Below are 20,527 nucleotides of genomic sequence, written 5' to 3' on the forward strand. Positions count from 1 at the left end.
ATGAAGACCCGCAAACTCGGCACCCTCACCACATCGGCCATTGGCCTCGGTTGCATGGGCATGAGCCATGCCTATGGCACCAATATCGACGAAGCGACGGCGCAGAAGCTGTTCGACCATGCGGTCGAACGTGGCGTGACCTTCTTCGATACGGCGGAGGTCTATGGTCCCTTTACCAACGAGATCCTTGTCGGCAAGGGCCTGAAGCAGCATCGCGACAAGGTGGTGATCGCTACCAAATTCGGCTTCACCGTGGGCGACGAGGCGAAGGCCGCGCGACCCTCGGGCCTCGACAGCCGGCCCGAACATCTGCGCGCCGTCGCCGAGGCCTCCCTAAAACGGCTGGGCGTCGAGGTCATCGACCTGCTCTACCAACACCGCGTCGACCCTGATGTTGCGATCGAGGAGACCGTCGGCGCGATGGCCGAGCTCGTGAAAGAGGGCAAGGTCAAGGCGCTGGGCCTCTCGGAGGCAAGTGCCGCCACGCTGCGCCGGGCCCATGCCGTGCATCCGATCTCCGCCATCCAGAGCGAATATTCCCTCTGGACCCGCGATCCCGAAACCAATGGCGTGCTCGAGACCTGCCGTGAGCTCGGCATCGGCTTCGTGCCCTTCTCGCCGCTTGGTCGCGGCATGCTGACCGGAGCCCTCAAGGACCTCTCCAAGCTCGGCAAGGACGATTTCCGCCGGGGCCTGCCGCGCTTCGATCAGGAGAATTTCGACGCCAATCTGGCGCTGGTCACGGCGCTTCAAGAGATGGCTACCCAAAAGGGCGTTACCCCCGGTCAGCTTGCGCTCGCCTGGGTCCTCGCCCAGGGCGATTTCATCGTGCCGATCCCCGGTACAACGAAGATCGCCAATCTCGATAGCAATATCGATGCTGTAGGGATCGCGCTTTCATCGGAGGATCTCGCCGCGTTGTCCTCGGTCGTCTCGCCCGACAAGGTGGCCGGCGCCCGCTATGGCGAGGCGATGGCCAAGATGTCAGGACGCTAAGACACCCTCACGCAAAGCGCCGGCTGCCCGCCACGCAGAGCACCACGAGCAGGGCTGTCGCCAGCATGGGAAAGCTCACCTTCTCATGCAGCAGCCCTGCCGCCAGAACGAAGCCGAGAAAGGGCTGCAGCAGCTGTAGCTGACCGACCGAGGCAATGCCGCCCAGCGCCAGGCCACGATACCAGAAGATGAAGCCGATCATCATGCTGAACAGCGAGACGTAAGCGAGGGCCAACCAGCCGGATGTCGAAACGGCGCCAAGATCCTCCGGCAAGGTCCAAAGCGCGAGCGGCAGCATCACCGGCAGCGAGAGAACCAGCGCCCAGCTGATCACCTGCCAGCCGCCCAGCCGCCGCGACAGGCACGCGCCTTCGGCATACCCCAGGCCACAGGCGAGGACGGCGGCGATCATCAGCACCGCACCTTGCACCGCCATGTCCGCCGTCGTCGACAGCGCAAAGCCCGCAACGAGTGCCGCCCCTGTTACGGAAAACATCCAGAACACGGCAGATGGGCGCTCGCCGGCGCGCAACACGCCGAACAGCGCCGTGCAGAGCGGCAGCAGACCAATAAACACGATCGACTGCGCCGAGGTGATGCTCTGCAGCGCCAGCGCCGTTAGCAGGGGAAAGCCGACAACGACGCCGAGGGCCACGACGGCGAGCGGCAAGAGATCGCTGCGCAAAGGGCGCTTTTCCCTGAGCGCGACAAGAAGCACAGCGCCCAGCCCCGCCGCGATCACGGCCCGCGCCGAGGTCAAAAAGAGCGGGGCAAAATCGGCCAATCCGACCCGCGTTGCCGGCAGCGAGCCACTGAAGATCAGCACGCCGATGAAACCGCTGGCCCAGGCTTTCCAAGAAATCGCCATTCTCGTCTCCATTTGTCTGTCCGCCCTTGTCGCGCGGAGGGGCTGGCGCATCCAGAGACGGAGCGATACAATCTTGCCAAACCGTACTGCTAACAAAGGCCATACAGATGAACGAGCGCGTTCAACCACCGGAACTGCCGACCTCAAGGACGGCGCAAGTCATGGCCGATATTCGCGGGCGCATCGGCGCGGGCCAGCTCGTGCCCAATGACCGGCTGCCCTCGATCCGTCGGCTGGCTGCGGAGCTTTCGGTGTCGCCCTCCACCGTCGTCGAAGCCTATGACCGGCTGTCTGCCGAAGGGCTGATCCGCCCGCGCCCCGGTTCGGGCTTCTTCGTCACGGAGGCCGGTCGTACGCCGGCACCCCTCGTCCGGCTGGAGCCACCCCGGGCGCCGGAAGTCGATCCCTTCTGGGTGGCACGCCAGGCGCTCGACGCCGATCCCGGCACATCGAAGCCCGGCTGTGGCTGGCTGCCGCCGGACTGGATGCCGACGGCCCTCCTGCATGCCGGCATGCGCAATGTACTGCGCCAGGCGACCAGCCTCACCACCGATTACGGTCCCTCGCGCGGCAGCGCTGGCCTCCGGCGTTTCGTCGAAACGCGGCTGCGTCAGCAGTCGATCACGCTGTCCGAGGATCAGGTCCTGCTTGCGGGTTCTGCCACCCAGGCGCTCGATCTCGTCTGCCGACTGCTGCTCCGTCCCGGCGACCGCGTCATCGTCGATGATCCCTGCTACTTCAATTTCCAGACGCTGCTGCGGGCCCATCAGGCGGTCGCAATCCCCGTGCCCTATACGGAAAACGGCCCCGACATTGCTGCCTTCGAAGCCGCCGTGACACGCGAGGCGCCACGCCTCTATCTCACCAATTCCGGCCTGCACAATCCGACCGGCGCGACGCTCTCGCCGCAGATCGCCTTCCAACTGCTCGGCATCATCGCGCGTGCGGATATGCTGGTCGTGGAGGACGACATATTCGCGGACTTCGAGCCGGAGCCGGCAATCACGCTCGCCACGCTCGACGGGCTTTCCCGGGTCATCCGCATCGGCAGTTTTTCCAAGACCATTTCCGCCTCGCTGCGCACCGGCTTCATCGCGGCCGATCCCGAGCGCATCCGTCTCTTGACCGACCTGCAGGTTGCGATCCAGTTCGGCGGACCGAGCCAGGTCGCGACCGAGGCGATCCACGGCGTGCTCGCAAGCGGCGGCTATCGCAAACATCTCGATCAGCTGCATCGCCGCCTCGACACCGAGCGGCGCGCGACGGCAACCCGTCTCGGCGACCTCGGCATCGCGCCGGTTCTCATGCCCCGTGGCGGCCCCTATCTCTGGTGTCGGATGCCCGATGGCGTGAGTTCCACCGCACTCGCCCAGGGCGCCTTGCCCCAGGGCGTGGTGCTGGCGCCCGGCAATGTCTTCAGCCCCTCGCTCTCGGCAGACAGCTTCATGCGCTTCAACGTCGCGCATATGGGCAATGCACGCCCGTTTCGGGTACTGGAACGGACGCTGAAGGCCATGGGATAATCAGCCGCTGACAGCCCGGCGATAGGCCGACGGCGTCGTGCCGGTCACCGCCTTGAACATCCGCGTCAGATGGCTCTGGCTGCTGAAACCGCAAGCCATGGCGATCTGGGCAATCGGGTCAGTGCCGTCAAGCATGCGCCGGGCGCGCTCGATGCGGCGGTTGAGAATGAAGTCATGCGGGGAGACGCCGCAGCTTTGCCGAAACATCCGCTGCAGATGGAATTCGCTCAAGTCAGCCAGCTTCGCCAGATCCTTGAGCGAGATCGTCTGGTCGAGGTTCGCCTCGATATGCTCGACGAGGCGCCGCCGCAGGACGGGCGCCAGACCGCCGCGCAGCACCGGACGCCGCTCGCCGCCGTAACGCGGGTCGGCAAAAAGCTGTTCGACCGCCGACACGATCGCCTGTTCGGCGAGCAGCCGGTTGTCGCTTTGCGTGGCAGTGGCCAGATGCGCCAGCGCCTCTGCCAATCGTGGCGCCTCGTCGAAAGTCGCTTCGGGCAGAAGCATCAGCCGCGCGTCCCGATCGAAGGCCTCGGCAAAGAGGCGGCGCAGCTCGTCGTCGGCGACATAGAGATGCACGAATTCGAAGTTGTCGGTGATCTCCCATTCCGACGAGGCCCCCTGCGGCATGATGCAGAGCGCGCCCGGCCAGCCGGCGATGCTGCCGGCATCGATCCGCCGCGTGCCGTCGCCGCCGCGCAGGTAACAGCTGAAGGTATGTCCGTCGGTCCGCTCGTAGCGCATGCGGTCATGGCTGTTGCGCCAGATCGCACTGGCCCGCCCCTCGCCAAGGTCGAGGGTTTCCCCACGCTCGGCACGGGACGAGGCGGACAGGGAGCCGAAAACGGTGGCGGTGTGCAGCATGGGTGGCCTTCAAGAGATCGCCTCGCATACTAGCGCGCTTCCCGCGCTGCGCCATCACCAATCGGACAAGCGTGGTCGCCTTGGCCAAGAACACCGCAAGATCGTGCAAGAACATGGGTCATCTCAGGCGTTACCTGCCTTTCGAAAGCGAGGCATATCCCATGACCAATCTCCTTCTCTTCTCCTCGACCGTGCTGATCTGGGGCACGACCTGGATTGCGATCGCGCTGCAGATCGGGCCGGTGCCCGTGCTGGTCTCGGTCTTCTATCGCTTCGCCCTTGCCGCCCTCGTGCTGGTCGGCGTGCTGGCGCTCACAGGTCGCCTGAAAGTGCCGACGCTGAAGCAGCAACCTTTCATCCTCGTCCAGGCGCTGTCGCTCTTCTGCTGCAACTTCCTCTGCTTCTATCACGCGGCAAGCTATGTCCCCTCGGGCCTGATCTCCGTCGTCTTCTCGCTCGCCACGGTCTACAACGCCGTCAATGCCCGGCTCTTCTTCGGTGATGTGATCAAGCCACGCACGCTGGTCGCAGCCGGTCTCGGCGCCACCGGGCTTGCGCTGCTTTTCGGCCCTGAGATCTTCATCGCCGTCAATCCGGACAGCTGGAAAGGCATCGGGCTTTCGGCGCTCGGCACGCTGTTCTTTTCCTTCGGCAACATGGCATCCCGCCGCAACAGCGCGGAAGGCATTGCGCCCGTCACCGCCAATGCCTGGGGCATGAGCTACGGCTCGATCGCGCTTCTTGCCCTGATCGGCATCACCGGCACGCCGATCGTGCTGCCGCCAAACCAGACCTATCTCGCCGCCCTCGTCTATCTCTCGGTCATCGGCTCGGTCGTTGGCTTCACCACCTATCTGATGCTGGTCTCGCGCATCGGCTCGCAGAAGGCCGCCTATGCCACGGTGCTCTTCCCGGTCGTCGCGCTGACGCTGTCGAGCCTCTACGAGGGCTATCACTTCACGCCGCTCGCGATGGTGGGTCTTGCACTGACGCTCGCCGGCAATGCGGTCATGTTTGCGCGGCTGCCGCGCCGCCAGCCCCTACCCGCTGTCGAGCCGGCGGATCTCAAGGCCTGATCGCATTCCGGCAACTGCGACGGACGGCGCGGTCGATTTCGCGCGTCAGCGAAGCGTTTCTGCGCTATGAGAAGCACGAGTATCCGATCGCAACGCTGAAAGTGCCCATGGCTTTACGTCTCACCCCGGTGATCCGCCCTTGACCGGCCTCAACGATACCGCCGCCCTTGCCCGGCTCGGCTTCAGCGCTTTCTTCGCCGAGCAGGTGACGGCCGAGGAGGCCGAGCTCCTGGTACGCCGCATCTCCTCGGTGCATCGCGACCGTTTGGAGGCGATCGATGCGACGGGCCCCGCGGAGATCGAGCTTCCGCCCAACAGCAACACGGCGGATTTTGCCGTGGGCGACTGGGTTCTCGCCGCACCCTATACCGGTCTGCTCGTGCGTCGCCTGGATCGACAGACCGTCCTGCAGCGTCGCACGGAAGGCGCCTTCGGTCAGCAGCTTGCCGCCGCCAATATCGACACGCTGTTCATCGTCACCTCCTGCAATGCGGATTTCAACGCCGCCCGGCTGGAACGCTATCTGGTCATGGCAAACGAGGCGGGTACGCGGCCTGTCATCGTGCTGACCAAGGCCGATACGGTCGACAATGCCTCCGTCTACGCAGATGAGGCACAAGGCCTACAGCGCGATCTTCCCGTCGTCATCGTCAACGCCCGCTCGCCGGAAGCTGTCGATCCCCTGATGCCCTGGTGCGGCCCCGGCCAGACCGTCGCGCTGGTCGGCTCGTCTGGTGTGGGTAAATCGACGCTGGTGAATACGCTCGCCGGTCACGGCACTGAAACGGCTCAGAAGACCGGCGCGATCCGCGAACATGATGCCAAGGGTCGACACACGACGACAGCGCGCTCCCTGCATTCCATGGCGAGTGGCGGCTGGGTGATCGATACGCCCGGCATACGCACGCTCTATGTCAGCGACATCACTGACGGTATCGACACGCTGTTTGCCGAAATCACCGAGCTTGTGCCGCATTGCAAGTTTCGCGATTGCAGCCATTCGCACGAAAAGGGTTGCGCCGTGCAAGCGGCAATCAAGGACGGCACGCTCGAGCCTGCCCGTCTTGAGCGGTGGCGGCAATTGCAGGCGGAAAACCGCGACCGCACGCCCGTTTATTCCGGGCCGAAGGGCAACAAGACGCTGCGCAAGAAGAAGTATTGAGCTTTCGGTCTCTTATCCCCACATAAGGGATATCAGCGACGCCCTTCGCACGCGTCGCATCCGCTCGCCACATGCGAGCTTTTCTTCCCCGTTTACCGCGACATTCCAGGCTCCGGCATCCTGCCGGGGCATTTCCAGAATTGGAGACCAGCATGGCAGACGACAATACCAAGGGCTATGAGCCCATTCCCTTTGCCAAGAAGCACCGCATCTCGGTCGAAGACGCCAAGGCGATCCTTGCCAAGCACGGCGACGACCGCAAGTCGGCCGACAAGGAAGGCCGTCGCGTCAGCCTCTGAGGCACGATGACGAGGCCTGACCTTCCCGACGGTCCATGACCATCGGGTACACATCAACAAGCCCTTTCCCTGACATGCAGGGAAAGGGCTTTTTCTTTGTCTCATCGCAAGCGGACCAGGTCCGCTCGCCAGTAAGGTCAGGCGCGCAGCGTTCCGCCCGTGGACTTTTCAACATTGCCGACGATCTTCTTCGTCAGCGCATCGAAATCCTCGTCGGTCAGGGTCTTGTCGGTCGGCTGGATCAGGACCTCGATCGCCACCGACTTCTTGCCCTCGCCGACGGATGCGCCTTCGAAGATATCGAAGACATTGACGCCCGAGATCAGCTTGCGGTCGGCGCTTGTCGCCGCCTTGATGATCGCATCGGCTTCAACCGCCTTTTCGACGACGAAGGCGAAGTCGCGCTTTACCATCTGGAAGGCCGAGAGCTCGAGCGCCGGCTTGGTGCGGGTCGCCTTCTTCTTCGGCTCCGGCAGAGCATCGACATAGATTTCGAAGCCGCACAGCGTGCCGGACACGTCGAGCGCTTCCAGCGTCTTCGGGTGGAATTCACCGAAGGTGCCGAGGATGACCTTAGGGCCGGCCTTGATCGTGCCGGACCGGCCTGGGTGATACCATTCAGGGCCACCCTGCTCGATCTGGACATTGCTCATCGGAATGCCGCAGGCTTCGAGCACGGCGAGCGCATCAGCCTTGGCGTCGAAAACATCGACCGGCTTGCCGCCGCCCTTGGCCCCATTCGACCACATGCGGCCAGCACCGGCAATCGAGGCCGTGCCACGGCGCACGCCACCGGCAACACGGCGCTGGGTCTCGGGCATGTCGCCTTCATAGGTGCCGGAGACTTCGAAGATCGCCAAATCGCCAAAGCCACGGTCGGCATTGCGCTGGGCCGCTGTCAGCAGGCCCGGCAGAAGCGAGGGCCGCATGTCCGACATGTCAGCTGCAATCGGATTGACCAGCTTCAGCTTCTCGCTGCCACCGCCGAAGAGCTTGGCATGCTCAGCCGAGATGAAGGACCAGGTGACGGCTTCCAGCATGCCGCGCGAGGCAAGCGCCCGGCGGGCCGAGCGCGTGCGGATCTGCAGCGTGGTCAGGATCTTGCCATTGACCGAACCGGTCGGCGGCAGCGGCTCAGGCTTGATCTTGTCGACGCCTTGCATGCGCATGACCTCTTCGACGAGATCGGCCTTGCCGTCGACATCAGGACGCCAGGAGGGGACGGAGACCTTGGCTGAGGTCTCGTCGCCCGACAGGATCTCGAAGCCGAGGGCGGTCAGGATCTGGCGCGATTCCTCGTTGGAAACGGTCAGACCCGTCAGGCGCTTGACTTCCGAATAGGGGAAATCGACCACCTTTTTCTGATGACCCTTATAGCCCTCGACCTTGGCTACTGCTGCCGTGCCACCACACATCTCGAGTACCAGCTCGGTCGTGCGCTCCAGTCCCGGGATCATGTATTCCGGGTCGACGCCACGCTCGAAGCGATAGCGTGCATCGGTGATGATGCCATGGGCGCGGCCGGTCTTGGCGATGTTGATCGGGTCCCAGAGCGCGGATTCGATCAGGACATTCACGGTGTTCTCGTCGCAGCCCGAATGCTCGCCGCCCATGATGCCGCCGATGGATTCCGGGCCATTGTCGTCAGCGATGACGACATTGTTCGGGTTCAGTTTATAGGTGCGCGTATCGAGCGCGAGGATCTCTTCGCCCTCCTTCGCCCGACGGACGACCAGCGTCCCCTTGACCTTATCGGCGTCGAAGACATGCATCGGACGGCCCTGGTCGAAGGTCATGTAGTTGGTGACGTCGACCAGCGCCGAGATCGGACGCAGGCCGATCGACAGCAGACGCTGCTGCATCCACTTCGGGCTCGGACCGTTCTTCACACCGCGCACAAGGCGATAGGCAAAGCCCGGGCAGAGATGCTCTTCGAGCTCGAGCTTCACCTGATGCGGAGTCTCGCCTTCGACCTTGAAGGCGGGCGCCTTCGGGGTCTTGAGCGTGCCAAGACCGGAAGCGGCCAGATCCCGCGCGATGCCGAAGACGCTCGTGCAGTCCGGACGGTTCGGCGTCAGGTTGATCTCGATGACCGGATCGTCGAGGCCGGCGTAAGATGCAAACGAGGCGCCAACAGGCGCATCCTCGGGCAGGTCGATGATGCCGTTGTGATCTTCGGAAATGTTCGAGCTCCTTTTCGGAGCACATCATGCCATGGCTTTCGACACCGCGGATCTTGCCGACCGCCAGCGTCACATCGATGCCGGGAACATAGGTGCCCGGACGCGCAAGTGCGCCGACCATGCCGGCGCGGGCATTCGGCGCGCCGCAGACGATCTGGACCGGCTTGCCGTCGCCGGCATCGACGGTGAGGACCTTCAGGCGATCGGCCTCCGGATGCTTCTCGGCCGTGAGGATCTTGGCGATGACGAAGGGCTTGTAAGCTGCCTTGTCGTCGACGTCCTCGACCTCAAGGCCGATGGCGGTCAGCCGCTCGCAGATTTGCTCGAGCGAAGCGTCGGTTTCCAGGTGATCCTTCAGCCAGGAGAGTGTGAATTTCATTGTCTCGTTCCCATCCGCATCTTGCCCGAAGCGTCCAGCGGTCGCGCGCCTGACGCTTGTCTTCCGAGGAGCATGCTGACCACCGTCACATCGAGATCGATGTCGGGCCAGTGAATGCTCGACGGCATGAATTCCACATTGTTCCGCTCCACCGGCAGCGCCTCCTGCAGGGGCGGGTACCACCAGACCGGGACACTGACGATACGACCGTCCGTCAGTTCCACATGCAGCAGATCGTCATCGCAAAGCAGATCGACCGGGCGCATGTTGTCGAGATGTTCAATCACGTCGCATTTGCCTTCATTCACCCGGACCGGCGGCCCTGCCGCCCGTCCGTCAAACCGCCCCGGGGCTGCCGGGGCGGTCACTTGCCGATCAGCTGCTCAAACCACCAAACAGGGTCGGCACGTCGAGCGGGCGGAAGCCGTAGTGGCTCATCCAGCGGACATCTGCGTTAAAGAAGTCGCGGAGATCAGGCATGCCGTATTTCAACATGGCGATGCGGTCGAGGCCCATGCCCCAGGCGAAGCCCTGGTACTCGTCCGGATCGAGACCACCGGCGCGCAGCACATTCGGGTGAACCATGCCGCAGCCGAGGATTTCCATCCAGTCCTTGCCCTCGCCGAACTTGACGATCGGGCCCGAGGAACGATCACACTGGATATCGACCTCGAAGCTCGGCTCGGTAAACGGGAAGAAGGACGGGCGGAAGCGCATGGTGACGCTGTCGACCTCGAAGAAGGCCTTGCAGAATTCTTCCAGGATCCAGCGCATGTGGCCGACATTCGCCGTCTTGTCGATGACGAGGCCCTCGACCTGATGGAACATCGGCGAATGGGTGGCGTCGCTGTCCTGACGATAGGTCTTGCCCGGGATGACGATGCGGATCGGCGGCTTCTGGGCCTCCATGGTGCGCACCTGAACAGGAGACGTATGGGTGCGCAGCACCTTGCGCTCACCATTCTCATCCGGCTGGAGGAAGAAGGTGTCGTGCATCTCGCGGGCCGGATGTCCCTCGGGGAAGTTCAGAGCCGTGAAGTTATAATAGTCGGTCTCGATGTCAGGACCTTCGGCGATCGAGAAGCCCATGTCGGCGAAGATCGCGGTGATCTCGTCGACGATCTGGCTGATCGGATGGATACGGCCGCGTTCGGCCGGCGAGGAGCGCACGGGGAGCGACACATCCAGCGTCTCGGCCTTCAGCCGCGCATTGATCGCCGCGTCCTTCAGCGCCGTCTTGCGGGTTCCGATTTCCTCGGTGATCTCGTTTTTCAGCGCATTGATCGCGGCACCGCGAGTCTGGCGCTCTTCCGGCGTCATCGTGCCGAGCGTCTTCAGGAGCTCCGAGATGGACCCCTTCTTGCCGAGGGCCGCCACGCGCACAGCCTCGATCGCCTGCTCGTCGCCTGCGGCGGCGATATCAGCGAGAAGCTGCGTCTTCAAACTGTCGAGATCGGACATATTTCCGTTTCCTGCCCTTTTGTCGCGCTGTGATACCGTCACAGCCTAACGGTCAAAGAAAAACCCGCGCCAGCCCTACCAGCGCGGGTTTCCCAATACTTGAATTTCAGTCGGGAAGCGCTGGCTTACTTAACCACGCTTTCAAACTCATTGGTGGTGCCTGCGTCCTTGAGGTAGGCAAGAGCCTTCTTCGAAGCCTCTACGAGCTTCGCGAAAGCAGCCGGCTCATGGATGGCGAGGTCGGAGAGGACCTTACGGTCGACTTCGATGCCAGCCTTGTTCAGGCCGTCGATGAAGCGGCCGTAGCTCAGGCCGAATTCGCGGACAGCAGCGTTGATACGCTGGATCCACAGAGCGCGGAAGTTGCGCTTGTTGTTCTTGCGGTCGCGGTAAGCAAACTGCTTGGAACGATCAACGGCAGCCTTTGCTGCGCGGATCGTGTTCTTGCGGCGGCCGTAGAAGCCCTTGGCCTGCTTGAATACCTTGTTGTGCTTGGCGCGGGAAGTTACGCCACGTTTTACGCGTGCCATGTCATGATCTCCTTAATTGTCCAACAGCGATCGGGTCTCAGAGACCGTTCGGCAGGTAGTTCTTGATGACCTTCTTGCCATCCGGTTCAGCCAGAACCATCGTGCCGCGGGCATCGCGAATGAACTTGTTGGAACGCTTGATCATGCCGTGGCGCTTGCCAGCAGCAGCGGCGAGAACCTTGCCGGTCGCCGTGATCTTGAACCGCTTTTTGGCGGCAGACTTCGTCTTCATCTTGGGCATTTTGCTACTCCATTGTTCTTGTATCGAAACAGGCAGACGAATGCCCGTTTTCAAGCATAAAGAACGGCCACGGCATGCCCTGCCGGACCGTTCGGACGCGCGCTTATAACCGCAGACCTAAAAAAGCGCAACGGGTGGCGGCGGGATTCTTCGCCGCCAGCGATCCGGCTTGGTCAAACCATGAAAAAAGCCGCCCTTGCGGCGGCTTCATTCGGTCGGTCATGCCGCAAGGCTCACTTCGGAGCGAGCACCATCATCATCTGGCGTCCCTCGAGCTTCGGCTCGGCTTCGACCTTGGCAATGCCGACAGTGTCTTCCTTGACCTGAAGCAGGAGCTTCATGCCGAGTTCCTGGTGGGCCATTTCGCGGCCACGGAACTTCAAGGTCACTTTGACCTTGTCGCCCTCTTCGAAGAAGCGGTTCATCGCCTTCATCTTCACCTCATAGTCATGGGTGTCGATGTTCGGGCGCATCTTGATTTCCTTGACCTCGACGATCTTCTGCTTCTTGCGCGCTTCGGCCGCCTTCTTCTGGTTGGCGTATTTCAGCTTGCCGAGATCGAGGATCTTGCAGACCGGAGGCTCGGCATTCGGCGAAATCTCGACCAGATCTAGCCCAGCTTCTTCTGCCATACGAAGCGCCTGATCCGTCGGCACGATGCCGAGGTTCTGACCCTCTTCGTTGATCAGCTGTACTTTAGGAATGCGGATTTCACGGTTGGAGCGCGGCCCATCCTTCACGGGGGCATCGGTCTTGAACGGTCTGCGAATGGTCGTATTCTCCTCAAATCATTTCGGGATGTCGCAGCGTAAACCCGCGCGCATCCGCGTGAAAGGGCTATGTGATATCTGCGACGGCAGTGTCAATAGCATGCTTGCGAAAGAAAATCACCTGTTGTCGCTCACTTCCCGGATGTGTTTTACAGCCATTCGACAAAAGGAGCACGCGATGACCGAAACAGCCAACATTCTCACACAGACGACACTCACCGTCGGCTCCGGTGAAGCAGCGCGCGACATCGCCGTCATCACCCGCCTCGGCACGACCCCGGAACGGCCGGCCCTCGTCTGGCTCGGCGGCTACAGGTCCGACATGGCGGGCACCAAGGCCATCGAAATGGATGCGCTTGCGGCAGAGCAGGGGCTGAGCGCGATCCGTTTCGATTATTCCGGCCATGGCGTTTCCGGCGGAGACTTCAGGAAGGGCACCATCTCGCGCTGGACCGAAGAGGCCCTGGCTGTCATCACATCCTCCGGCGTCAGGAAAGTCGTCTTGATCGGCTCCTCGATGGGCGGCTGGATTGCGCTCAGGGTGATCCAGGAGGCAAGACGCCTGGAGCTCCCGTTCACGGTGGAAGGCCTCGTGCTGATTGCGCCCGCACCCGATTTCACCTCCGAACTGATCGAACCCTGCCTGACCGACGCCGAGCGGCAGTCTCTTGCCGAGCGCGGCTATTTCGAAGAACCGTCCGAATACAGTCCGGAGCCCAACATCTTCACCCGCGATCTCATGGAAGACGGCAATCAGAACCGGGTGCTGACTGGTCTCATCGAGACGGGCTGCCCCGTGCATATCCTGCAGGGCATGAAGGACCCGGATGTGCCATATCAGCACGCGCTGAAACTCATGGAATTCCTGCCGCTGGATGATGTTGTGCTGACGCTGATTCGTGACGGCGATCATCGGTTGTCCCGTCCCGAGGACATCGCAAAGATGAAAAATGCCATTCTCTCAATGATCTGAGTATTTCGGTCTTTTCATATCTCATGATTTCTTGGGAACCGTTTCTCCATTCGGTTGTTCGGACTGTCGCATTTTAACCATACCGGATGAATTGCGCGGCTGGTTCCCTCTCGCGCCGTTGACTCGCGTCCTCCTGCAATCTTAACGTTTTGTTAAGGATACAGGGGACGTTTCATGACGAACGGCTTGCGCGCGATTAAGGCGCTGATGATTGCAGCGGCGGTGCTTGCACCTGCCCATGCGGGTTTCTCGGCGCCCCAGGCCATGCGATCGATGGTCACCGGCGGGGTGACGTCGCAGCCGATCGGCCACTATGAATTCTGCAAGGTGCAGCCCGACGAGTGCAGCCTTCGAGCCCGCCCCTCGACGCCGCCCAAGGTCACCGATCATGGCTGGAGCGTCATTCGTGACATCAATGCCAGCGTCAACCACGCCATCGTGCCGATGACGGATGCCGAGATCTATGGCCGCGAGGAAGTCTGGGTCTATCCGGTCGATCTCGGTGATTGCGAAGACTTCGTGCTCCTGAAGCGCAAGAAGCTGATGCAGGCAGGTTTTGCCGCAGCGGATCTGCTGATCACCGTCGTGCGCAAGCCGGATGGCGAGGGGCATGCGGTGCTGACGGTGCGCACCCAGTCGGGCGACTTCGTGCTCGACAACCTCAACGACGAGGTGAAGCTCTGGACGGAAACGCGCTACGCTTTCCTGAAGCGTCAGTCGTCCACAGACAGCGGCCGTTGGGTGACCATCGAGAACGGCACATCCGACGTCCTGGTCGGCGCGCTCCAGTAATCCCACCGCCCTATCGGCGGATCAGCGCCAGCGTGGCGACAACTGCGAGCCCGGATGCCACGAGCAGAGCGCCGAGCCCTGCCGAAGGTCCGAATGTTTCGCTCAGCCAGATCACCGATACCGGTGCGATCGCGGAGGCAATGATCCGCGCTGAGGCAAGCGTTCCCATGGTCCGGCCATAACCAGCAGAGCCAAAATAGTGCAGCGGGAGAACGCCGCGCACGATGGAGGTCAATCCCTGCCCTGCCCCGTAAAAGACCGCGAAGGCGATGGCAAATCCTGCAATCGGCCTGAGCAGGGCACCAGAGAGCAGTAAGAGGCCGCAGGTCATGGCCAAGGCGGCAATAATTGCGGTGAGCGGCGGGGAAAACAGGTTGCGCCTGACATATTCGATCAGGCGTGCCGCCACCTGGCTTGGCCCGATCAGGCTGCCGGCGAGCGTTGCCATCGCCGTGGCATAACCGAGATCCTGCATCAGGACGAGCAGGGTCGCTCCAACAGCCGAAATGACAAAGCCTCCAGCCGAGAAGGCGGTCGCCATCAGAAACATCCGGCGTTTGCGCTCACCGTCGAGAGGTGTTTCTATGGCGGCATCAAGCGAGCGAGATGCCGGTTCCGGCTCGCTGACCCGCGCGCGCGGGAGGGCCAGGTGTATCGGCAGCGCAATCAGCAGGTTCATGGCCGCAAGCACCAGATAGATGTCGCGCCAGGTCATCCAGGTCAGCAGCCATTGCAACAGCGGCCAGAAGATCGTCGAGGCAAAGCCGGCGATCAGCGTCACCAGCGTGATATGGGCCCGCGCCTCACGGCCATGCGCCTGGGCAAGTGCGGCAAAGCCCGCATCATATTGAACCGCGAGCGCGATGAACTCGGCAAGAAGCGTGATGACGGCAAACTGCCAGGCATTCTGCATCACGGCAAAGAGCGACAGCATCAGCGCTGCGGCAATCGAGCCGAGGCACAGGATCAGCCGCGCGCCGTATCGATCGACAAATCGTCCGAGCACCGGCGCCGCCACGGCGCCCGCCAGCAGGCCGAAGGAGAAGACCCCGAAGACAAAGCTCTGCCCCCAGCCGAATTCGCGGGCGATCTCGGGGGCCAGAACAGAGAAGGAGTAATAGAGCGTCCCGTAACCGATGGTCATGGTGACGCCCAGACCGATGGTCGCGGGAGAGGCTTTCATGGATGCGCCATAACGACGGATGATTGCAGGTATGTGACTGTCATCTTGGCGCAATCGACCAAAATCGCCAATCTGAAAACAGCGCGCTTGTCGCCGTCACCGCTGTCTGCCACCTTCCGGCAGGATGGGGGCGGGGGACAGGTGCAGAGCAGACAGTTCAAACAGCTTCTCAACGAAGCGAGACGCCATACCCGACGCGCGGAAGAGGCAGAGGATCTCCTGCAGGATGCCTTCGTCGCGGCGCTCGCCGCAGGACGAGCCGATCTTTCGCAACCCGAAAACATGCGCTGGATGCGGGGCGTATTGCGCCATCGGAGCACCTTCATCGCCCGTTCGACCGTGCGTCGACGACAGCGCGAGAGCGTCTTTCTCTCCCAGCAGCCGACGGCGAGCGAGCCTGTGGCGCCAAACGATTTCGCCCGCCAGGTGGAACTGCTGCCGCCTGCGCTGCGCACAACGTTTCTGCTGGCCGTCGACGGCCAGACCCATGGTGAGATCCGGCATCTCCTGTCGGTGAGCGAGGTGGCCCTGCGGCAGCGGATCTGCGAGATCCGCAAGCGCCTGCGGGCCGCCGAACTGTCCGGTGCGGCACCCGAACGCCTCTCGCTGCAGCTATCCTTCGGCGCGATCCGGCGATCGCTGCGTCCGCTGGTCTTGCGCCTCGGCGCACGGCTCGCGACCCACGACCCGGACGGTCACCTCATTTGTTTCGGCCACGACCTCACGAAATTGCGGTTGGCGGCAACAACAAGGCGTTAGCGTTCCAACACGGGAGTTCTCCATGCTGAAAACCAAGAAGCTCAACAATATCTGCTATTTTGTCATCGATATCGAACGGACCGCCCGCTTCTACGGCGAGACCCTTGGCCTGCCGCTGCAGCGGATGGAAAACGAACCGGGAGAGCCGGACTGGCTGATCGCCTCGACGGCGAACGGGATCGATTTCCTGTTCTTCCAGGTCGAGTCGAAGCCGGGCAACTCGCCGATCGTCGTCTTCGACCTCGAAGATGGAGGCATCGACGACATGGTCGAAGGTCTTGCCGAACAGGGCGTCACGATCGTGACACCCGTCAGCCATTCGCCTGGCGGCTGGTCGGCAGAATTTGCCGACCCCGACGGGCATACTCTGTCGATGTATCAGACGGCGGACATGCCAAGGCAGCTGAAAGCCATGACCTGAGGCCGACCGCCCGCCAGGGGCCTCTTTACCCCTGCCCGATCAGCACCCCGGCGGCGAGCACCAGCGAGCCGCCGAGCACCACCTGCATGGCGGCGCGCCAGAAGGGCGTCTCCATGTAGCGGTTCTGGATGAAGGCAATCGCCCAGAGCTCGAAGAAGACGATGACGATGGCGGTGATCGTCGCGGTCCAGAAATGCGGAATGAGATAGGGAAGCGCATGGCCCAGGCCGCCGACCGTGGTCATGATGCCGGAGGCAAGGCCACGCTTCAGCGGCGAACCGCGGCCAGAAAGCTTGCCGTCGTCATGGGCGGCCTCGGTGAAGCCCATCGAGATACCGGCACCGACCGAGGCCGACAGACCGATCAGGAAGGTCGACCAGGTATCGCCGGTCGCGAAGGCAGCCGCAAAGATCGGGGCGAGCGTCGAGACCGAGCCGTCCATCAGGCCGGCCAGGCCCGGCTGCACATAGGTCAGCACGAACTGCCGCTTCTTTGTCTCGTCTTCCGCTGTCACCGCATCTTCGGGGAGGTGCTTTTCGCCAAGCATGGTGGCGATTTGCTCATGCCCCTGTTCGGCCATGGCGAGATCGCCGAGAAGCTTGCGGGTCGCCGCATCCGAGGTCCGCTGCGCCGCCTCGTGATAGAAGCGGTAGGCGCCTTCCTCCATGCGCATCGCCTCGTCGCGGATCTGGTCGAGCGTCAGGTTCTTCCTCAGCCAGTCCGGCTTGCGCTCGTAGAAGCCACGCACATGTTCGCGCCGGACCAGCGGGATGCGCTCACCGAAGCGCTCGCGATGCCGCTCGATCAGCAGGTTGCGATGGGTATGCTCGACCTCGGCCATATCCTCGAAAACCTTGGCCGACTGGGGAAAGTCCGCACGCAGCTGATCGGCATAGGCGAGATAGATGCGGGCGTCGTCCTCTTCGGAAGAGATGGCGAGCCCCAGGATCTCCTGTTCCGAGAGACTGTCGAAGGGGCGCTTGCCGCCGTTGCGCATGAGGCTGAACATGACTGACATCACCTAGATTAGAATTATTCTAAACTTAGCGCCGATTGCGATCGGGATCAAGATGCGGCATGAACCATTTGCATGGCAGGGTGCATCAGCATTGCGACAGCCAGGAAGCGAGACGACATAATGACCAGCGAGCTATCGGGCCGTGCGGCCCACCGCGCCGAGATCATCGCCCGGGCGCAGACCGAAATGGCGGGCATGGGCGTCGATGCCGCCTTCATCGACCGGCTCGTCGACACATTCTATGGCAATATCCGCGAGCATGCGGAGCTTGGTCCTGTTTTCGAGGGTCGCCTTGCCGGTCGGTGGCCGGAACATATGGTCAAGATGAAGGCCTTCTGGAGCTCCGTCGCCTTCAAAACCGGCGCCTATGGCGGCAAACCGGTCATGGCGCATCAAGGCGTCGATGGCATGGCGGAAGGCCTCTTCTTGCAATGGCTACAGCTCTTCTCCGACACGCTGGTGGAGATTGGCGCCTCGGAGGCGGCGCATGGCTGGTTCATGGCGAGTGCCGAACGGATCGCCAAAAGCCTTGTGCTCTCTCTCTTCTACAATCCGGCGCTCGACGACCCGAAGATGCGCAGCTCCTCCTGACGGTTTCTTGCGCGGAACCATCCGCTCTTGAAACAAAACGCAAATTTGGTCGGGTCATCCGACAACTTCCTGAGCTTTTGCCCTTGCCCTGCCTGACTTGTCCGACTAGACCGGCGCCGGGAGCTGGAGGACTGCGTTAATCAGAGGCTAGAGATCATGAACCGCCGTCAATTCTTCAAGCAGGCCAGCGTCGCCGGCATCGGTGCCGCAACACTCGCCGCCCCCGCCATCGCCCAGGAGAACCCGAAGATCACCTGGCGCCTCGCCTCGTCCTTCCCGAAGAGCCTGGACATCATCTATGGGGCCGCGACCGACATTGCCGAGAGCGTGACGAAGGCGACCGGCGGGCAGTTCGAAATCCAGGTCTTCGCTGCCGGCGAAATCCTGCCGCCGCTGGAAGTTGCCGATGGCGTTGCAGACAACACCGTCGAGATGGCCCATACCTGCTGCTACTATTATATCGGCAAGGATCCGGCTTTCGCGCTTGGAACGGCCATTCCCTTCGGCCTCAATGCCCGCATGACCAATGCCTGGTTCACCGCCGGCGGCGGCAATGAACTGCTCAACGAGTTTCTCGCCCCCTACAAGCTCTACGCCCTTCCGGCCGGCAATACCGGCGCCCAGATGGGCGGCTGGTATCGCAAGGAGATCAAGACGATCGACGACCTCAAGGGGTTGAAGATGCGGATTGCCGGTCTTGCCGGGGAAATCATGACCAAGGTTGGCGTCACGCCGCAGCAAATCGCCGGTTCGGACGTCTACCCGGCGCTCGAAAAGGGCGCCATCGACGCCACCGAATTCGTCGGCCCCTATGACGATCTGCAGCTAGGCTTCTACAAGGTCGCGCCCTATTACTACTATCCGGCCTGGTGGGAGGGCGGCCCGACCGTGCATGCCTTCTTCAACCTCGAAAAGTTCAACGCGCTGCCGGAAAGCTACAAGCGCATCCTGACGGATGCCTGCGCTGCGGCGAACGCCCGCATGCTGGCCCGCTACGACGCTTCGAACGCCCAGGCTCTGCGCGAACTCGTTGCCGGCGGTGCGCAGCTGCGCGCCTTTTCCTCGGATATTCTCGACACCTGCCACAAGGCAGCGAAAGAGACCTATGCGGATCTCTCGGCGAAGAACGAGTGGTTCAAGAAGCTCTATGACAGCCAGCGGGCCTTCAAGCAGGACGCCTATCTCTGGGCGCAGATCGCCGAGTACAGCTTCGATACCTACCAGATGATCCAGCAGCGCCAGGGCACGCTCTGAGCCTAAGCCTTCATCCGAAATGACAAGAGGCCCGGACATGCCGGGCCTCTTCGTGTCCTGACCTGTGGAGCCGACTCAGCCCTCCAGCCCCTTCAAGACATTGGCGACATTCAGCCCGATTTCGGGCACGCCGTAGCCGCCTTCCATCAGCGTCAGCACCGGCACGCCGCTGGCTGCGATCATCTCGCCCATGCGGATATAGTCCGGGCTCTTCAGCTTGAAGAAGCTGATCGGGTCCTTCTCGAAGGTATCGACGCCGAGCGAGACGACGATGGCTTCGGCACCATAGGCCTTGATCTTCTTCAGACTGTCTTCCAGCGCCGCCGACCAGATCTCGAAGGGCGTGCCCGAGGGCATCGGATAATTGGCGTTCAGGCCCTCGCCGTCGCCCTCGCCCGTCTCGTCGGCATAGCCGAGGAAGAAGGGGAAGGCGTCTTCCGGCTCGCCATGCAGGGAGGCGAAGAAGATGTCGCCGCGACGATAGGTGATGTCCTGGGTGCCGTTGCCATGGTGGAAGTCGACATCGAGGATCGCGACCTTCTTCGCGCCATGGTCGATGAGCCGCTGGGCGGCGACGGCGGCGTTGTTGATGAAGCAGTAGCCGCCGAAGAGATCGATGCCGGCATGGTGGCCGGGCGGGCGGCAGAGCGAAAAGGCGAAGCGGTTGCCCTCGTTCAGCCAGTCCGCACCCGAGAGGGCGACATCCATCGAGGCGATCGCCGCCTCATAGGTGCCCTTGGAAATCGAGGTCTCTGCTGAATTTGTGTAGTAGCCGACGGCGCCATCGATATTCTTCGGCACGCGCCCAGTCTGGCTGCGGCGGCAGGGGAAAGAGGTGGCGATCGCCTCACCCTCGAAGCCATGCGCCTGCCAGCGATCCCAGCAGGTGCGCAGGAATTCGAGATAGCCCGCATCATGCACCTTGAGCGCCGTTTCAAGCCCGTGTTCTGCCGGCGCACGCACATCGGTGAAGCCGGCCTCCCTGACGCCCGCCAGCACCCATTCGGCGCGGAAAGGCCCCTCGAAGGGCTTCACCAGAAGCCCGCCATGAAGCTCGGTCTTGGCATCCCGGAGCTTGTGCTTTTCGGAATAGAATACGCGCATTGCCTCGTTTTCCCTCTGGTTCTTTTGCAGGGAAAACTAGCCTTGCAACAGGCGGCGCCACAAGTGCAAAGGGGCGATTT

The 20,527-nt window shown here is 62.5% G+C and carries 21 protein-coding genes and 1 pseudogene; 11 read left to right on the plus strand and 11 right to left on the minus strand.

Annotated features, from left to right (window positions below):
* Nucleotides 1-996 carry an aldo/keto reductase gene (locus tag AC1PUL_RS16525; protein ID WP_480465197.1) on the plus strand — a complete coding sequence of 332 codons (996 nt, stop codon included), beginning with the start codon at nt 1-3 and terminating at the stop codon, nt 994-996.
* Between the two features lie 7 nt (nt 997-1,003).
* Here the strand turns inward: AC1PUL_RS16525 and AC1PUL_RS16530 are convergent, their stop codons facing one another.
* Nucleotides 1,004-1,864 carry a DMT family transporter gene (locus tag AC1PUL_RS16530; RefSeq protein WP_480465198.1) on the minus strand — a complete coding sequence of 287 codons (861 nt, stop codon included), beginning with the start codon at nt 1,862-1,864 and terminating at the stop codon, nt 1,004-1,006.
* Between the two features lie 161 nt (nt 1,865-2,025).
* Here AC1PUL_RS16530 and AC1PUL_RS16535 point away from each other — a divergent pair, with 161 nt between their 5' ends.
* The gene (locus AC1PUL_RS16535) at nt 2,026-3,387 is read left to right on the plus strand and encodes an aminotransferase-like domain-containing protein (RefSeq protein WP_480465199.1); all 1,362 of its coding nucleotides are present in this window, start codon (nt 2,026-2,028) and stop codon (nt 3,385-3,387) included.
* On the opposite strand, the gene AC1PUL_RS16540 is transcribed toward AC1PUL_RS16535, so the two are convergent.
* Entirely contained in the window at nt 3,388-4,251 is an 864-nt protein-coding gene (locus AC1PUL_RS16540; RefSeq protein ID WP_480465200.1) for a helix-turn-helix domain-containing protein, read from the minus strand.
* 161 nt (nt 4,252-4,412) lie between these two features.
* Here AC1PUL_RS16540 and AC1PUL_RS16545 point away from each other — a divergent pair, with 161 nt between their 5' ends.
* The 3 genes from AC1PUL_RS16545 (at nt 4,413) to AC1PUL_RS16555 (ending at nt 6,788) form a co-directional block, all read left to right on the plus strand.
* Nucleotides 4,413-5,327 carry a DMT family transporter gene (locus AC1PUL_RS16545; protein WP_480465201.1) on the plus strand — a complete coding sequence of 305 codons (915 nt, stop codon included), beginning with the start codon at nt 4,413-4,415 and terminating at the stop codon, nt 5,325-5,327.
* Between the two features lie 139 nt (nt 5,328-5,466).
* Nucleotides 5,467-6,489: a ribosome small subunit-dependent GTPase A gene (gene rsgA, locus AC1PUL_RS16550; protein ID WP_480465202.1), complete on the plus strand. Its 1,023-nt coding sequence runs from the start codon at nt 5,467-5,469 to the stop codon at nt 6,487-6,489.
* Between the two features lie 152 nt (nt 6,490-6,641).
* Entirely contained in the window at nt 6,642-6,788 is a 147-nt protein-coding gene (locus tag AC1PUL_RS16555) for a hypothetical protein (protein WP_166600004.1), read from the plus strand.
* Between the two features lie 137 nt (nt 6,789-6,925).
* On the opposite strand, the pseudogene pheT reads toward AC1PUL_RS16555, so the two are convergent.
* From pheT to infC, 6 genes and pseudogenes are all read right to left on the minus strand, one after another.
* Nucleotides 6,926-9,350, minus strand: a pseudogene (pheT, locus tag AC1PUL_RS16560) (phenylalanine--tRNA ligase subunit beta).
* Entirely contained in the window at nt 9,347-9,637 is a 291-nt protein-coding gene (locus AC1PUL_RS16565) for a DUF2442 domain-containing protein (protein ID WP_480465203.1), read from the minus strand. The pseudogene pheT and the gene AC1PUL_RS16565 overlap by 4 nt, the downstream one beginning before the upstream one ends.
* An 88-nt stretch (nt 9,638-9,725) precedes the next feature.
* A complete protein-coding gene (gene pheS / locus AC1PUL_RS16570) occupies nt 9,726-10,811 on the minus strand; it encodes a phenylalanine--tRNA ligase subunit alpha (protein WP_480465204.1) in 1,086 nt (361 codons plus the stop codon).
* A 125-nt stretch (nt 10,812-10,936) separates the two neighbouring features.
* The gene (gene rplT, locus AC1PUL_RS16575) at nt 10,937-11,341 is read right to left on the minus strand and encodes a 50S ribosomal protein L20 (protein ID WP_480465205.1); all 405 of its coding nucleotides are present in this window, start codon (nt 11,339-11,341) and stop codon (nt 10,937-10,939) included.
* 37 nt (nt 11,342-11,378) lie between these two features.
* Nucleotides 11,379-11,582, minus strand: a complete 204-nt coding sequence (gene rpmI, locus AC1PUL_RS16580; protein WP_054151415.1) for a 50S ribosomal protein L35 — start codon at nt 11,580-11,582, stop codon at nt 11,379-11,381.
* Between the two features lie 233 nt (nt 11,583-11,815).
* Nucleotides 11,816-12,352: a translation initiation factor IF-3 gene (gene infC, locus AC1PUL_RS16585; RefSeq protein ID WP_480468609.1), complete on the minus strand. Its 537-nt coding sequence runs from the start codon at nt 12,350-12,352 to the stop codon at nt 11,816-11,818.
* A gap of 178 nt (nt 12,353-12,530) precedes the next feature.
* Here infC and AC1PUL_RS16590 point away from each other — a divergent pair, with 178 nt between their 5' ends.
* Nucleotides 12,531-13,325 (plus strand): alpha/beta hydrolase, encoded by a 795-nt coding sequence (locus AC1PUL_RS16590; protein WP_480465206.1) that lies wholly within the window; start codon nt 12,531-12,533, stop codon nt 13,323-13,325.
* 174 nt (nt 13,326-13,499) lie between these two features.
* Nucleotides 13,500-14,117 carry a transglutaminase-like cysteine peptidase gene (locus AC1PUL_RS16595; RefSeq protein WP_480465207.1) on the plus strand — a complete coding sequence of 206 codons (618 nt, stop codon included), beginning with the start codon at nt 13,500-13,502 and terminating at the stop codon, nt 14,115-14,117.
* A 10-nt stretch (nt 14,118-14,127) separates the two neighbouring features.
* Here AC1PUL_RS16595 and AC1PUL_RS16600 read toward each other — a convergent pair whose 3' ends face one another.
* Nucleotides 14,128-15,300, minus strand: a complete 1,173-nt coding sequence (locus tag AC1PUL_RS16600) for an MFS transporter (RefSeq protein ID WP_480465208.1) — start codon at nt 15,298-15,300, stop codon at nt 14,128-14,130.
* Between the two features lie 141 nt (nt 15,301-15,441).
* Between AC1PUL_RS16600 and AC1PUL_RS16605 the strand changes: the two genes are divergently transcribed.
* Together AC1PUL_RS16605 and AC1PUL_RS16610 are read left to right on the plus strand one after the other, a co-directional pair.
* A complete protein-coding gene (locus tag AC1PUL_RS16605) occupies nt 15,442-16,059 on the plus strand; it encodes an RNA polymerase sigma factor (protein WP_480465209.1) in 618 nt (205 codons plus the stop codon).
* A 22-nt stretch (nt 16,060-16,081) separates the two neighbouring features.
* Nucleotides 16,082-16,480, plus strand: coding sequence for a VOC family protein (locus AC1PUL_RS16610; protein ID WP_480465210.1), 399 nt, complete (start codon nt 16,082-16,084; stop codon nt 16,478-16,480).
* Between the two features lie 25 nt (nt 16,481-16,505).
* Here the strand turns inward: AC1PUL_RS16610 and mbfA are convergent, their stop codons facing one another.
* Nucleotides 16,506-17,489, minus strand: coding sequence for an iron exporter MbfA (gene mbfA / locus AC1PUL_RS16615; protein ID WP_480465211.1), 984 nt, complete (start codon nt 17,487-17,489; stop codon nt 16,506-16,508).
* 129 nt (nt 17,490-17,618) lie between these two features.
* Between mbfA and AC1PUL_RS16620 the strand changes: the two genes are divergently transcribed.
* Entirely contained in the window at nt 17,619-18,089 is a 471-nt protein-coding gene (locus AC1PUL_RS16620) for a group III truncated hemoglobin (protein ID WP_480465212.1), read from the plus strand.
* Between the two features lie 156 nt (nt 18,090-18,245).
* A complete protein-coding gene (locus AC1PUL_RS16625; RefSeq protein WP_480465213.1) occupies nt 18,246-19,343 on the plus strand; it encodes a TRAP transporter substrate-binding protein in 1,098 nt (365 codons plus the stop codon).
* A gap of 75 nt (nt 19,344-19,418) precedes the next feature.
* Here AC1PUL_RS16625 and AC1PUL_RS16630 read toward each other — a convergent pair whose 3' ends face one another.
* Nucleotides 19,419-20,447 carry a histone deacetylase family protein gene (locus tag AC1PUL_RS16630; RefSeq protein ID WP_480465214.1) on the minus strand — a complete coding sequence of 343 codons (1,029 nt, stop codon included), beginning with the start codon at nt 20,445-20,447 and terminating at the stop codon, nt 19,419-19,421.
* Nucleotides 20,448-20,527 lie beyond the last annotated feature (80 nt).

The sequence above is a fragment of the Rhizobium sp. P43 genome (genome assembly GCF_056730705.1).

Coding starts and splice junctions, on each gene's coding strand:
- AC1PUL_RS16525 (WP_480465197.1), top strand. CDS start 1: ATGAAGACCCGCAAACTCGGCACCCTCACCACATCGGCCATTGGCCTC.
- AC1PUL_RS16530 (WP_480465198.1), bottom strand. CDS start 1,864: ATGGCGATTTCTTGGAAAGCCTGGGCCAGCGGTTTCATCGGCGTGCTG.
- AC1PUL_RS16535 (WP_480465199.1), top strand. CDS start 2,026: ATGGCCGATATTCGCGGGCGCATCGGCGCGGGCCAGCTCGTGCCCAAT.
- AC1PUL_RS16540 (WP_480465200.1), bottom strand. CDS start 4,251: ATGCTGCACACCGCCACCGTTTTCGGCTCCCTGTCCGCCTCGTCCCGT.
- AC1PUL_RS16545 (WP_480465201.1), top strand. CDS start 4,413: ATGACCAATCTCCTTCTCTTCTCCTCGACCGTGCTGATCTGGGGCACG.
- AC1PUL_RS16555 (WP_166600004.1), top strand. CDS start 6,642: ATGGCAGACGACAATACCAAGGGCTATGAGCCCATTCCCTTTGCCAAG.
- pheS (WP_480465204.1), bottom strand. CDS start 10,811: ATGTCCGATCTCGACAGTTTGAAGACGCAGCTTCTCGCTGATATCGCC.
- rplT (WP_480465205.1), bottom strand. CDS start 11,341: ATGGCACGCGTAAAACGTGGCGTAACTTCCCGCGCCAAGCACAACAAG.
- rpmI (WP_054151415.1), bottom strand. CDS start 11,582: ATGCCCAAGATGAAGACGAAGTCTGCCGCCAAAAAGCGGTTCAAGATC.
- AC1PUL_RS16590 (WP_480465206.1), top strand. CDS start 12,531: ATGACCGAAACAGCCAACATTCTCACACAGACGACACTCACCGTCGGC.
- AC1PUL_RS16595 (WP_480465207.1), top strand. CDS start 13,500: ATGACGAACGGCTTGCGCGCGATTAAGGCGCTGATGATTGCAGCGGCG.
- AC1PUL_RS16600 (WP_480465208.1), bottom strand. CDS start 15,300: ATGAAAGCCTCTCCCGCGACCATCGGTCTGGGCGTCACCATGACCATC.
- AC1PUL_RS16610 (WP_480465210.1), top strand. CDS start 16,082: ATGCTGAAAACCAAGAAGCTCAACAATATCTGCTATTTTGTCATCGAT.
- mbfA (WP_480465211.1), bottom strand. CDS start 17,489: ATGTTCAGCCTCATGCGCAACGGCGGCAAGCGCCCCTTCGACAGTCTC.
- AC1PUL_RS16620 (WP_480465212.1), top strand. CDS start 17,619: ATGACCAGCGAGCTATCGGGCCGTGCGGCCCACCGCGCCGAGATCATC.
- AC1PUL_RS16625 (WP_480465213.1), top strand. CDS start 18,246: ATGAACCGCCGTCAATTCTTCAAGCAGGCCAGCGTCGCCGGCATCGGT.
- AC1PUL_RS16630 (WP_480465214.1), bottom strand. CDS start 20,447: ATGCGCGTATTCTATTCCGAAAAGCACAAGCTCCGGGATGCCAAGACC.